Here is a 13569-nt window from a genome sequence, read left to right on the forward strand (position 1 = left end):
TCGGGAACACCTGGATTCAGTCGATCGGGTGGTGCGCGCGGCGTCACTGTACGTGCTGGCCGCACGCCGGGCCGGCGACGCCCCGCAGTACCGCCGCGCGCTGGACGACGTTGATCATCGGGTCCGCATCGAGGCGGTGCGGGCGCTGGTGTCCGTCGACGACGTGGAGGGTGTCGTCACCGCCGCCGGCGATGAGAACCGCGAGGTGCGCATCGCGGCGGCCGCCGGGCTGGCGACGCTGCGTAGTGGTGCCGACGCCGTGCGCGGGTTGGTCGCCGACACCGACCCGCTGGTCCGCGCGGCCGCGCTGGCCACATTGGGCCAATTGGGCTGTGGCCAAGACGATTACGCCGCGATCAAGGCGGCGTTGCGGGCGCCGGCCTGGCGTGCGGGAAGGCGCGGCGCGCGCGCTGGCCGGCGCGCCGGCTGACTTCGCGGTTCCGCATCTGTCCGAGGCGCTGGGTGACGCCCATTTGGACGTGCGCAAGGCGGCAGTACTGTCCCTGACCCGGTGGGCCGGGGAGGCCGCCGCGCGGGACGCGTTGGGGCTTGCGCTCAAGGACGGCGACGCCGACGTGCGGGCCTATGCTCGCCGCGCGCTCGAGAAGGACGGCATGGCGGAAAAAGCCTGATCAACGCAGGATCTTGGCATAGAGCAGGCTGTCCTGGGGCTCCGGCCCCATCGTGGGATAGACCGCGTGCCGGGCCAGCCGCCCCTCCAGGAAGAAGCCGGCGCGCTCGAGCAGTCGCGCCGAGCGTTCGTTGTCCACACTGCAGGTGGCCCAGACGCGATACACCTCGCGATCGGCGTCCAGGGCGGTGAGCAGCATGCCGAGCACCTCGGACATCAATCCCTTACCCCACCAGCGTCGGCCCAGGCAATAGCCGACCTCGACCGAATGCGGCGCGGTGCGTCGACAGCTGGCCAGCCCGATCACCTCGCCGCGGTGCCGTGACTCGATGACCCAGGTCTTCTCCTCCGCGCTGGCGTTGAGTTTTTCGGTGATCACGCGCCGCGTCGCGGCGACATCGGGATGCGGCGCCCACAGCAGGTACTTGGTGACCTGCGGATCGCGGGCGACCCGCTGAAACAGCGCCCCGGCGTCGTCGAGGGTGGGCGGGCGTAGCAGCAGCCGCGGGCCGCTGATGCGATCGGGTGGGTAGCCGGGCATCGGGAGTGACTTTAGAGGTCGAGGGCGCGATAGGTGTTGCGGACGAATCTCGGTTGTGCCGTGCGGAGTTTGGCCAGCGACGTGTTGCCGGCGACGGCGGTGGCGGCATCGACGGTCAGGTCCGGCAGATTCTGAATCAGGTAAAGCAGGATGAGATCCGCGCTGGGGTCGGCCTGCCACCAGGTCCCGTAGGCGCCGGGCCAGCTGAAGGTGCCGAGCCCGCCCGGCCCGAAAAGCGGCGTGCTCTTGGCCGGATCGGTCACCAGTGACAGGTTCAGCCCGAAGCCGCGGCCCACCCAGTACGGCGCGCCCAGGAAGTTGTGCCGCTTCTGTTCCTCGGTGAGCCGATCGGTGCGCATGCGCCGGACGGATTCTTCCGAAAGCACCCGCACGCCGTCGACCGTTCCGCCGCCGAGCAGCATCCGCACGAACCGCAGGTAATCGTCGGCGCTCGACCACAATCCGCCACCGGCGTTGCAGAACGAGGGCGGCGTGATGTGCGGTGGGCCCATCACCCCATGATGTAGCCGGCTGTGTTCGTCGAGCCTGTACATGGTGGCCGCGCGGCGCCGTGCCTCGGGCGAAACGAAGAACCCGGTGTCGGTCATGCCCGCCGGGCCGAGGATCCGTTCGTCGAGTACCTCGTGGAACGGCTTGTCCTCGATGCGGGAGGCGATGACCCCCAGCAGGTCGATGGAGTGGCTGTAGGTGACGCGGTCACCGGGCTGATGCACCAGCGGCAGCTTGGCCAGCTCGGCCAGCCAGGCGTCCGGGCCCTGATTGAAGGGCAGCCGCATGTAGGCCTTGGAGATCGGCCCGGACACCGAGAAGCCATAGGCCAGCCCGCTGGTGTGGGTGAGCAGATCCTCGATCAGGATGGTGCGGTTCACCGGGTGGGTGCGGTCCAGCGTGCCGTGCGGATCGTCGAGCACCCGCAGGTCGGCCAGCTCGGGCGCCCAGCGGCTGACCGGATCTTTGAGCGTCAGCTTGCCCTCGTCGACCAGGCTCATCACCGTCGCGACCGTCACCGGCTTGGTCATCGACGCGATGCGAAACAGCGTGTCGCGCTGCATCGGCAGACCCGCATCCACATCGCGGTAGCCGATTTCGTTGACCTGTAGCAGTTCTCCGCGCTGCCAGACCACCGTCACCGCACCGGCGAGCAGGCCGGCGTCGCACACTTCCCTGACGGAGGCGGCATTGCCATTGAGCGTCGAGCGATTCACCTGGTCAGGTTAGCGGGCCGGTGGCAGCGCTCGGTTACCCGTGTCGGGGCCAAAATTTCATGACGGTCTCGGTTGAGCAAAGGTACTGCAGCGTACCCGCGATGCGAGGGCCGATATCGCTGCGTGGTTTTACTGTTGGCTGCTATGTCCGGACTCAACAATTGTGTGAAGCGCTGGCGCGCAGCGCTTCACGTAACAGTGTCCGCCTTGACATTTGTCGTCCTCGGACTCGCAGTCGCCCCCGGAGCCCATGCGGCCGCGGCCACGGCGACCTTGTCGGTGGAACACACGTGGCAGACCGGTTTCATCGCCCGCTTCACCATCGTCAACGCGAGCATGGCGCCGCTAGCCGATTGGAGGCTTGAATTCGACTTGCCGGCGGGAGAATCCGTCGTGCACACGTGGAACAGCACCATTACCCAATCTGGGACGCACTATGTTCTCGGCCCCGCGAATTGGAATCGGGTCATCGCACCCGGTGGTTCGGCCACCGGTGGGATGAGGGGCATGCTGACGGGTTCCTATTCGCCACCGGCGAATTGTGTGCTCAACGGGCAAGTTCCCTGCACCTGACCACGCACCTCCCGGCGGCCATGCTGCCGCGCCGCCCTCGCGTTCTTGAGTGACGTCTGATCCGCCTCTCGCGGGGTGGGCACAATTCGTGCCCGCCTTCCAGCGACAAACGCGCGAATGGTGTGCTCACGGCGCCAACCGGACGCCACGTGCCGCTGCGAGGCAGCAGACTTATGTGTCTCTTTTCAGAGACCGATGGGGCAGATGTGACTGGCGCGGGCGAAGGGCGTCCGGCGCCCCACGTGCCTGACGGCGCCGCGCTCGAAATAAGTGCTACGCTGCCACGCAGTCGACATCCTTTAACGATCCGTCCGGCGAGGCGGAGAAGGAGGTCAAGTTTCGCATGGGTGCTGCGGGCTTAGGCAGCGATTCCCGGGAGTTGATGTCGGCGGCCGATGTGAGCCGCACCATTTCCCGCATTGCACATCAGATCATCGAAAAGACCGCGCTGGACGCTCCCGACGCGCCACGGGTGGTGTTGCTGGGCATCCCGACCCGCGGTGTCATCCTCGCGAACCGCCTGGCGGCCAACATCGGCGAGTACAGCGGCGTCGAAGTCGGCCACGGTGCCCTGGACATCACGCTCTACCGCGACGATCTGATGCAAAAACCGCCGCGGCCGCTGGAAGCCACCTCGATACCGGCCGGTGGCATCGACGACGCGTTGGTGATCCTGGTCGACGACGTCCTGTACTCCGGCCGCTCGGTTCGTTCCGCGCTGGACGCGCTGCGCGACGTAGGCCGGCCGCGAGTGGTGCAGCTGGCCGTGCTGGTCGACCGCGGCCATCGCGAACTGCCACTGCGGGCCGACTATGTGGGCAAGAACGTCCCCACCTCACGCAGCGAGAGCGTGCACGTGCTGCTGAGCGAGAACGACGGTAACGACGGGGTGGTGATCTCACGATGACGCGCCATCTGCTGGCCGCCGGCGACCTGAGCCGCGACGACGCCACCGCCATCCTCGACGACGCCGACCGGTTCGCGCAGGCGCTGGTGGGCCGCGAGATCAAGAAGCTGCCGACGCTGCGCGGCCGCACCATCGTCACGATGTTCTACGAGAACTCGACCCGCACGCGGGTGTCCTTCGAGGTTGCCGGCAAGTGGATGAGCGCCGACGTGATCAACGTCAGCGCGTCCGGATCGTCGGTGGGCAAGGGGGAGTCGCTGCGCGACACTGCGTTCACACTGCGCGCCGCCGGCGCCGACGCGCTGATCATCCGGCACCCGGCTTCCGGCGCCGCGCATCTGCTCGCGGACTGGACCGGCGCGAAGGACGATGGCGGGCCGTCGGTGATCAATGCCGGTGACGGCACCCACGAGCACCCGACCCAGGCGCTGCTGGACGCGCTCACCATTCGCCAGCGGCTCGGCGGCATCGAAGGCCGTCGCATCGTGATCGTCGGCGACATCCTGCACAGCCGCGTCGCCCGCTCCAACGTGATGCTGCTGGACACCCTGGGCGCCGAGGTGGTCCTGGTCGCGCCGCCGACGCTGCTGCCGGTCGGGGTCGAGGGCTGGCCGGTCACCGTATCCAACGACTTCGATGCCGAGCTGCCCGCCGCCGACGCGGTGCTGATGTTGCGGGTGCAGGCCGAGCGGATGAACGGCGGCTTCTTCCCGTCGGTGCGCGAATACTCCTCGCTGTACGGGCTTTCCGATCGCCGCCAGGCGATGCTGCCCGGCCATGCCGTGGTGCTGCACCCCGGGCCCATGCTGCGCGGCATGGAGATCGCCTCGTCGGTGGCCGACTCTTCGCAATCCGCTGTGCTGCAACAGGTTTCAAATGGTGTCCACGTGCGAATGGCGGTGCTCTTCCATGTGCTGGTTGGCACAGAATCGGCCGGAGAAGAGGGTGCGGCGTGAGCGTACTGCTGCGCGGGGTTCGCTTGTACGGCGAGGGCGATCGCGTTGATGTGCTGGTCGATGACGGCCAGATCGCCGACATCGGTGCCGGTCTCCACAAGGCCGGAGGCCTCCAGGAAGACCTGGATGTGATCGATGCCATCGACCACGTGCTACTGCCTGGCCTGGTGGACCTGCACACCCATCTGCGCGAGCCAGGACGTGAGTACGCCGAGGATATCGAAACAGGCTCGGCTGCAGCGGCTTTGGGTGGATACACCGCCGTGTTCGCGATGGCCAACACCAACCCGGTCGCCGACAGCCCGGTGGTCACCGACCACGTGTGGCATCGGGGCCAGCAGGTCGGCCTGGTCGACGTGCACCCGGTGGGCGCCGTCACCGTCGGGCTGGCCGGTAAAGAGCTCACCGAGATGGGCATGATGGCGGCCGGGGCGGCGCAGGTGCGCGTGTTCTCCGACGATGGCATCTGCGTGCACGACCCGCTGGTGATGCGTCGCGCCCTGGAATACGCCACGGGTCTGGGTGTGCTCATCGCCCAGCACGCCGAAGAGCCGCGGCTGACGGTCGGTGCCGTCGCCCACGAAGGACCCACCGCCGCCCGGCTGGGCCTGGCGGGATGGCCCCGGGCGGCCGAGGAATCGATCGTCGCCCGCGACGCGCTGTTGGCCCGCGACGCCGGCGCCCGGGTGCACATCTGCCACGCCTCCACCGCCGGCACCGTCGAGATCGTGAAATGGGCTAAGGAGCAAGGGATCTCGATCACCGCCGAGGTCACCCCGCACCACCTGATGCTCGACGACAGCCGGTTGACCAGTTACGACGGGCGAAACCGGGTCAACCCGCCGCTGCGCGAAGCCGCCGACGCGGTGGCGTTGCGCCAAGCCCTGGCCGACGGCGTCATCGACTGCGTGGCCACCGACCACGCCCCGCACGCTGAGCACGAGAAGTGTGTGGAGTTCTCCGCGGCGCGTCCCGGCATGCTGGGCCTGCAGACGGCGCTGTCCATCGTGGTGCAGACGATGGTCGTCCCGGGGTTGCTGACCTGGCGGGACGTCGCGCGGGTGATGAGTGAAAACCCCGCACGCATCGCGGTCCTGCCGGATCACGGCCGGCCGCTGGAGGTGGGGGAGCCCGCCAACCTCACGGTGGTGGATCCCACGGCCTCATGGACCGTCTCCGGCTCCGACCTGGCCAGCCGGTCGGCCAACACGCCGTATGAGGCGATGGCGCTGCCCGCCACGGTGACCGCCACGCTGCTGCGCGGCAAGGTCACCGCCCGAGATGGGAAGTCCCCGGCATGAACTCGGGCACGCTGGTGGGATCGCTGATCTTCGCGGCCGTGGTGGTGGTCGTGCTCACGGTGGTGATTCAGCTGATGATGCGGACCTGGCACCGGCGTTCGCAGCAGCAGGCGGAGCTGATCGGCGCGCTGCCCGAGATCCCGGACCAGGTGGGGGCGGCGACCATCACCACCCGCGGGCACTATTGCGGCTCCATGATGGCGCCGGGCTGGAGTGAGCGGATCGCGGCCGGTGATCTGGGTTTCCGTAGCAAGGCGGTGCTGACCCGCTACTCCGGGGGCATCATGGTGGAACGCGTGCGGGCCCAACCCATCTGGATCCCCGAGGACTCGATCACGCACATCCGCATGGAGCGCAGAATGACCGGCCGGGTCGGGATCCTGGCGATCCGCTGGCGGCTGCCGTCGGGCGTCGAGATCGACACCGGCTTCCGGGCGAATCACCGGAACGATTACGACGGCTGGCTCAAATCGCAGCATGAGGAGGGGCGGCGCTCGTGACTAAAGCGCAATTGGTGCTCGAGGACGGTCGCGTCTTCACCGGCACGCCGTTCGGCAAGGTCGGCCAAACATTGGGCGAGGCGGTCTTTTCCACCGGCATGTCCGGCTACCAGGAGACGCTGACCGATCCCAGCTACCACCGGCAGATCGTGGTGGCCACCGCGCCGCAGATCGGAAACACGGGCTGGAACGGCGAGGACGCCGAGAGCCGGGGCGACAAGATCTGGGTCGCCGGCTATGCGGTGCGCGATCCGTCACCGCGGCCCTCCAACTGGAGGGCCACCGGAACACTGGAGGACGAACTGGTCCGCCAGCACATCGTGGGGATCGCCGGGATCGACACCCGCGCGGTGGTGCGGCATCTGCGCACCCGCGGCTCGATGAAGGCGGGGGTGTTCTCCGGCGACGCGCTAGCCGATGCGGACGAACTGCTGCAGCGGGTGCGCGGTCAGCAGTCGATGCTGGGAGCCGACCTGGCCGGCGAGGTCAGCACGCCGGACACCTACATCGTGGAACCCGAAGGCTCGCCGCGGTTTACGGTGGCCGCGCTGGACCTCGGGATCAAGACCAATACGCCGCGCAACTTCGCCCGCCGCGGCGTCCGGACCCACGTGCTGGCATCGTCGGCGACCTACGAGCAGGTCGCCGACATCAAGCCCGACGGCGTCTTCTTGTCCAATGGCCCCGGCGACCCCGCCACCGCCGATCACATCGTCGCCGTCACCCGCGAGGTGCTGGGCGCCGGAATCCCGTTGTTCGGCATCTGTTTCGGCAATCAGATCCTGGGCCGTGCGCTGGGACTGTCCACCTACAAGATGGTGTTCGGACACCGCGGCATCAACATCCCGGTGATCGACCACGCAACGGGTCGGGTGGCGGTCACCGCACAAAACCACGGCTTCGCGCTCGAAGGGGAGGCCGGCCAGTCCTTCGACACGCCCTTCGGACAAGCGATCGTCAGCCACACCTGCGCCAATGACGGAGTGGTCGAAGGCGTCAAACTCGCGGACGGGCAAGCTTTTTCGGTCCAGTACCATCCGGAGGCCGCGGCCGGTCCGCACGATGCGGAATACCTGTTCGACCAATTCATCGAGCTGATGGCAGGGGAGGGCCGCTAGTGCCACGTCGCACCGACCTCAACCACGTGCTGGTGATCGGCTCGGGGCCGATCGTCATCGGGCAGGCCTGCGAGTTCGACTACTCCGGTACCCAGGCCTGCCGGGTGCTGCGCGCGGAGGGGCTGCAGGTCAGCCTGGTCAACTCCAACCCGGCGACCATCATGACCGACCCGGAGTACGCCGACCACACCTACGTCGAGCCGATAACCGCCGCATTCGTCGAGAAGGTCATCGCCCAGCAAGCCGAGCGCGGCAACAAGATCGACGCGCTCCTGGCCACCCTGGGCGGGCAGACCGCGCTCAACACCGCGGTCGCGCTGTACGAGAACGGGGCACTGGAGCGCCACGGCGTTGAGCTCATCGGCGCCGACTTCGACGCCATTCAGCGCGGCGAGGACCGGCAGATGTTCAAGGACATCGTCGCCAAAGTGGGTGGCGAATCCGCCCGCAGCCGAGTGTGTTTCACGATGGAAGAGGTCCGCGAGACGGTCGAGGAGCTCGGCCTGCCGGTCGTGGTGCGGCCCAGCTTCACCATGGGCGGCCTGGGCTCGGGGATGGCGCGATCCGTCGAGGAGGTCGACCGGATGGCCGGCGCCGGGCTGGCCGAAAGCCCGAGCGCCAACGTGCTGATCGAGGAATCGATCTACGGCTGGAAGGAATTCGAGCTCGAGCTGATGCGCGACGGCAACGACAACGTGGTCGTGGTGTGCTCGATCGAGAACTTCGACCCGATGGGCGTGCACACCGGAGACTCGGTCACCGTCGCGCCGGCGATGACGCTGACCGACCGGGAATACCAGCGGATGCGGGACCTGGGGATCGCGATCCTGCGTGAGGTCGGCGTGGACACCGGAGGCTGCAACATTCAGTTCGCGATCAACCCGTCCGATGGCCGCCTGATCGTCATCGAGATGAACCCCCGGGTGTCGCGCTCGAGTGCGCTGGCGTCCAAGGCCACCGGCTTCCCGATCGCCAAGATCGCCGCCAAGCTGGCCATCGGCTACACCCTCGACGAGATCGTCAACGACATCACCAAGGAAACGCCGGCCTGCTTCGAACCCACCCTGGACTACGTGGTGGTCAAGGCGCCGCGCTTCGCGTTCGAGAAGTTCCCGGGCGCCGATCCCACCCTGACCACCACCATGAAATCGGTCGGCGAGGCAATGTCGTTGGGCCGCAACTTTGTTGAGGCGCTCGGCAAGGTGATGCGGTCGCTGGAGACCACCCGCGTCGGTTTCTGGACCAAACCGGACCCCGACGGCGACGTCGACGAGGTGCTGACCCGGCTGCGGACGCCGACCGAGGGAAGGCTCTACGACATCGAATTGGCGCTGCGGCTCGGCGCTTCGGTGGAACAGGTCGCCGAGGCCAGCGGGGTGGACCCGTGGTTCGTGGCACAGATCGGCGAGCTGATCGATTTGCGTGCCGAGTTGATCGCCGCGCCGGTGCTCGACGCCGACCTGCTGCGCCGCGGTAAGCACAGCGGGCTGTCGGATCGCCAGATCGCCGCGCTGCGGCCCGAATTGGCCGGCGAAAACGGCGTGCGGTCGCTGCGCGAGCGGCTGGGCGTGCACCCGGTGTACAAGACCGTGGACACCTGCGCGGCCGAGTTCGAAGCCAAGACGCCGTATCACTACAGCAGCTACGAGCTAGATCCCGCGGCCGAGACCGAGGTGGCGCCGCAGGCCGAGAGGCCCAAGGTGTTGATCCTGGGGTCCGGGCCCAACCGCATCGGCCAGGGCATCGAATTCGACTACAGCTGTGTTCACGCGGCAACGACGTTGTCGCAGGCCGGCTTCGAGACCGTGATGATCAACTGCAACCCGGAGACGGTGTCCACCGACTACGACACCGCCGACCGGCTGTACTTCGAACCGCTGACGTTCGAGGACGTGCTCGAGGTGTTCCGCGCAGAGCAGCAGTCCGCGGCTGGTGGCCCGGGTGTGGCCGGGGTGATCGTGCAACTGGGCGGCCAAACTCCGCTCGGGCTGGCCCAGCGCCTCGCCGACGCGGGAGTGCCGATCGTCGGCACCCCGCCGGAGGCCATCGATCTGGCCGAGGACCGCGGCGCTTTCGGCGATGTGCTCACCACGGCCGGCCTGCCGGCGCCGAAGTACGGCACCGCAACCACTTTCGCGCAGGCCCAGCGGATCGCCGAAGACATCGGCTACCCGGTGCTGGTGCGACCGTCGTACGTGCTGGGCGGTCGCGGCATGGAGATCGTGTACGACGAGGAGACGTTGCGGGGTTACATCACCCGGGCCACCGAGCTCTCACCCGAGCACCCGGTGCTCGTCGACCGCTTCCTCGAAGACGCGGTGGAGATCGACGTTGACGCGCTGTGCGACGGCACCGAGGTGTACGTCGGCGGCATCATGGAGCACATCGAGGAGGCCGGCATCCACTCCGGTGACTCGGCGTGCGCGCTGCCGCCGGTGACCCTGGGCCGCAGCGACATCGAGAAGGTACGCCTCGCGACCGAGGCCATCGCACACGGCATCGGCGTGGTGGGCCTTCTCAACGTGCAGTATGCGCTCAAGGACGATGTGCTCTACGTCCTGGAGGCCAACCCGCGCGCCAGCCGCACGGTGCCGTTCGTGTCCAAGGCCACGGCGATCCCGCTCGCCAAGGCGTGTGCCCGGGTCATGTTGGGCGCCAGCATCTCCCAGCTGCGCGAGGAGGGAATGTTGGCGGCGTCCGGGGACGGCGCGCATGCCGCGCAGAACGCCCCGATCGCCGTCAAGGAGGCCGTGCTGCCCTTCCACCGCTTCCGGCGCGCGGACGGGGCCGCCATCGACTCGCTGCTGGGCCCGGAGATGAAATCCACCGGCGAGGTGATGGGAATCGACCGCGACTTCGGCAGCGCCTTCGCCAAGAGTCAGACCGCCGCCTACGGGTCGCTGCCCGCGCAGGGCACCATCTTCGTGTCGGTGGCCAACCGGGACAAGCGCTCGCTGGTTTTCCCGGTCAAACGCCTGGCCGACTTGGGATTCCGCGTCCTCGCCACCGACGGAACCGCGGAGATGTTGCGCCGCAACGGAATCCCCTGCGACGAGGTGCGCAAGCACTTCGAGGACCCGCAGCCGGGCCGCCCCGAGACGTCGGCGGTCGACGCGATCAAGGCCGGCGAGGTCGACATGGTGATCAACACGCCCTATGGCAACTCCGGCCCCCGCATCGACGGTTATGAAATCCGTTCGGCCGCCGTGTCGGTCAACATCCCCTGTGTCACCACGGTGCAGGGCGCCTCGGCCGCCGTCCAGGGCATCGAGGCGGGCATCCGTGGCGACATCGGCGTGCGCAGCCTGCAAGAACTGCACAGCCAGATCGGTCAGGGCGGCCTGCCCGGTAACGGGGACCGGTGACCGGGTTCGGCGCGCGGCTCGCGCAGGCGAAAGCGGAACGCGGGCCGCTGTGTGTGGGCATCGACCCGCACCCCGAGCTGCTCCGCGCCTGGGACCTGCCCACGACCGCCGAGGGGCTGGCCGCGTTCTGCGACATCTGCGTCGAGGCGTTTTCCGGATTCGCCGTGGTGAAGCCTCAAGTCGCGTTCTTCGAGGCCTACGGCGCCGCGGGATTCGCGGTACTGGAACGCACCATCGCGGCGTTGCGATCGGCCGGGGTGCTGGTGCTGGCCGACGCCAAGCGCGGCGACATCGGCACGACGATGGCGTCCTATGCCGCTGCCTGGGCGGGAGATTCACCGCTGGCCGCCGACGCCGTGACGGCCACCCCGTACCTGGGGTTCGGCTCGCTGCGGCCGCTGCTGGAGACCGCCGCGGCACACGATCGCGGGGTGTTCGTGTTGGCGGCCACATCCAACCCCGAGGGCGCCACGGTGCAGCGTGCCGCCTTCGACGGCCGCACGGTGGCCCAGCTGGTCGTCGACCAGGCGGCGGTGGTGAATCGGTCCGCGACCCCGTCTGGGCCCGGATACGTCGGCGTGGTCGTCGGCGCGACGGTGTTGCAGGTGCCCGATCTCAGCGCGCTGGGCGGTCCGGTCCTGGTGCCCGGGCTCGGCGTGCAGGGCGGGCGGCCCGAGGCACTCGCCGGGCTGGGCGGGGCGGAATCCGGGCAGCTGCTGCCCGCCGTGGCCCGCGAGGTGCTGAGGGCCGGACCGGACGTGGCGGAACTGCGCGAAGCGGCCGATCGCATGCTGGACGCGGTGGCCTACCTGGCCGTGTGAGCGCGGTTGTCGGCTAGTCCGACGCCAGTGCGGTGCTGGGCCGCGCGGTTTCGACGATGACGGTGGTGGCCTTGACGACGGCCACCGCGACGCTGCCCGGACGCAGCTGCAATTCCTCGGCGGCCTCGGTGCTCATCAGTGAGACGACGGTGAACGGACCGCACTGCATCTCCACCTGGGTCATCACCTTGTCGCTGACCACCGACGTGACCAGCCCGACGAAGCGGTTGCGGGCCGAGCTGCCGATGCTGAGCGGGTCCGCCGGCGGGGCGGGTGCGTTGGTGCGGGAGAAGTGGGCCAGGTCCTCGCTGGCGATCACCTTGCGGCCCGCGGCATCGTGGCCGACCGTCAATGTGCCCTGGTTGATCCAGCGCCGCACGGTGTCGTCGCTGACTCCCAGCAGCTCAGCCGCCTGGCGAATTCGCAGGTTGGACACCGGTCGATCGTATCGGATTTCACACGGCCAATTAGCTGAAACAGGGCGGGAAGCCGCTGTCTATCCGCAATCACGGAACTATGACTTTCATCGTTCCGCGTGTACGAGGTTTGGAGCATCATCCGCACGGATCCACGAGAAACCAGCAACCGTCGTTCCCGCCCGGGTTAGACGCTGCGGCAAGTCCTGATCGCCAGAGATGCTGCGGCCCTTGACGATTGGCGATGCTCTGGAGCGAGATCGTGCTGGCGCCGAACATGCCGAGCCGCCCACCGGCGCGGACGCCCCGGACACAGAGTGTGCATTCGTCGGGCGCGACAGCCCACCAGGCCGACACCCTCGACGACGAGTTCGGTCGATAACCGAGCTGGTTGCTGGACGCTGCGTGGCCGACCGGCCGTGCCACAGCTCGGCGGCCGGCGGTTTGGCGGGCCGCGACGGTGCCGAGGCGCCCGCCGCGCGGCTTCGGGACCCACAGCGCCTTCGAGGGGCCCGGGTGGGCCCGCTGAGGCCGGCTGCACCGCGCCGAACGCCGCGTTGGCCTGCCGTTTGACCGGCGAGGCGACACGCGCGACACGCCGCAACAAATCCGTGATCCCTCGCACCGGGCGTGACGGCCGCCTGCCGGCGTCCTTTGCGGGCTGGCTGGGCGGCCCGCCCCGCGTCGCCGCCGAGCAATAAAACCGCAGCTAGACGGCCTACAGGCGCGCTTAAACCGAGGTAATTTCGATACCCGGACGGCGCCACATGCGACCGTCGCCGACGCCCGTAAGAGCGCCGCTCTGGCCGATCACCCGCCGGTCCATGCTGGGACTTTGCCCCCTTTAGCAGGGGGCCGGGTTAGATTTCGTCAGGAGGCCTGAGTACGGTCGTCTCCGCTGGCAGAAGTGCCGGCGAGACAAAATGAGATCGATTGAAATTGATTGATCAGATACGGAGGAATCGTGGCCCTTCCCCAGTTGACCGACGAGCAGCGCGCGGCCGCGTTGGAGAAGGCGGCTGCCGCACGTCGAGCGCGAGCAGAGCTGAAGGACCGCCTGAAGCGTGGCGGCACCAACCTCACCCAGGTGCTCAAGGACGCCGAGACCGACGAAGTCCTGGGCAAGATGAAGGTTTCCGCGCTTCTCGAGGCGTTGCCCAAGGTGGGCAAGGTCAAGGCGCAGGAGATCATGACTGAGTTGGAGATCGCCCCGA

Annotated in this window: 12 protein-coding genes and 1 pseudogene; 10 read left to right on the forward strand and 3 right to left on the reverse strand. The window is 68.3% G+C overall.

Translation table 11 applies throughout. From position 1 onward, the window contains the following. Nucleotides 1-632, forward strand: a pseudogene (locus A5652_RS09635) (HEAT repeat domain-containing protein); the annotation flags it as partial. Here A5652_RS09635 and A5652_RS09645 read toward each other — a convergent pair. Continuing rightward, complete coding sequence (locus A5652_RS09645; RefSeq protein WP_067349787.1) at nucleotides 633-1172, reverse strand: GNAT family N-acetyltransferase; 540 nt, start codon at nucleotides 1170-1172, stop codon at nucleotides 633-635. It lies immediately after the preceding pseudogene. Between the two features lie 11 nt (nucleotides 1173-1183). Beyond that, nucleotides 1184-2398: a serine hydrolase gene (locus A5652_RS09650; protein ID WP_067349790.1), complete on the reverse strand. Its 1215-nt coding sequence runs from the start codon at nucleotides 2396-2398 to the stop codon at nucleotides 1184-1186. A 144-nt stretch (nucleotides 2399-2542) separates the two neighbouring features. On the opposite strand from A5652_RS09650, the gene A5652_RS09655 reads away from it, so the two are divergent. The 8 genes from A5652_RS09655 (at nucleotide 2543) to pyrF (ending at nucleotide 11939) form a co-directional block, all read left to right on the forward strand. Beyond that, entirely contained in the window at nucleotides 2543-2971 is a 429-nt protein-coding gene (locus A5652_RS09655; protein WP_067349793.1) for a cellulose-binding domain-containing protein, read from the forward strand. Between the two features lie 343 nt (nucleotides 2972-3314). Beyond that, complete coding sequence (gene pyrR / locus A5652_RS09660; protein WP_067349797.1) at nucleotides 3315-3878, forward strand: bifunctional pyr operon transcriptional regulator/uracil phosphoribosyltransferase PyrR; 564 nt, start codon at nucleotides 3315-3317, stop codon at nucleotides 3876-3878. Continuing rightward, nucleotides 3875-4834, forward strand: coding sequence for an aspartate carbamoyltransferase catalytic subunit (locus tag A5652_RS09665; protein ID WP_067349801.1), 960 nt, complete (start codon nucleotides 3875-3877; stop codon nucleotides 4832-4834). Before pyrR ends, A5652_RS09665 begins: the two co-directional genes overlap by 4 nt. Further along, nucleotides 4831-6135 carry a dihydroorotase gene (locus tag A5652_RS09670; protein WP_067349805.1) on the forward strand — a complete coding sequence of 435 codons (1305 nt, stop codon included), beginning with the start codon at nucleotides 4831-4833 and terminating at the stop codon, nucleotides 6133-6135. Before A5652_RS09665 ends, A5652_RS09670 begins: the two co-directional genes overlap by 4 nt. Continuing rightward, a complete protein-coding gene (locus tag A5652_RS09675) occupies nucleotides 6132-6635 on the forward strand; it encodes a transporter (RefSeq protein WP_067349808.1) in 504 nt (167 codons plus the stop codon). Before A5652_RS09670 ends, A5652_RS09675 begins: the two co-directional genes overlap by 4 nt. Continuing rightward, a complete protein-coding gene (gene carA / locus A5652_RS09680) occupies nucleotides 6632-7753 on the forward strand; it encodes a glutamine-hydrolyzing carbamoyl-phosphate synthase small subunit (protein WP_067349812.1) in 1122 nt (373 codons plus the stop codon). Before A5652_RS09675 ends, carA begins: the two co-directional genes overlap by 4 nt. Beyond that, complete coding sequence (carB, locus tag A5652_RS09685) at nucleotides 7753-11118, forward strand: carbamoyl-phosphate synthase large subunit (protein ID WP_067349816.1); 3366 nt, start codon at nucleotides 7753-7755, stop codon at nucleotides 11116-11118. Before carA ends, carB begins: the two co-directional genes overlap by 1 nt. Continuing rightward, nucleotides 11115-11939, forward strand: coding sequence for an orotidine-5'-phosphate decarboxylase (gene pyrF, locus A5652_RS09690; RefSeq protein ID WP_067349820.1), 825 nt, complete (start codon nucleotides 11115-11117; stop codon nucleotides 11937-11939). Before carB ends, pyrF begins: the two co-directional genes overlap by 4 nt. A 13-nt stretch (nucleotides 11940-11952) precedes the next feature. Here the strand turns inward: pyrF and A5652_RS09695 are convergent, their stop codons facing one another. Next, entirely contained in the window at nucleotides 11953-12375 is a 423-nt protein-coding gene (locus A5652_RS09695; protein ID WP_067349824.1) for a molybdopterin-binding protein, read from the reverse strand. 944 nt (nucleotides 12376-13319) lie between these two features. On the opposite strand from A5652_RS09695, the gene mihF reads away from it, so the two are divergent. Then, nucleotides 13320-13569, forward strand: a 250-nt coding sequence (gene mihF / locus A5652_RS09700) for an integration host factor, actinobacterial type (protein ID WP_067349828.1), incomplete at its 3' end; no start/stop codon positions are given.

Origin of the sequence: Mycobacterium sp. 1165178.9 (assembly GCF_001673555.1) — a bacterium.
In the GTDB taxonomy this organism is placed as follows: domain Bacteria; phylum Actinomycetota; class Actinomycetes; order Mycobacteriales; family Mycobacteriaceae; genus Mycobacterium.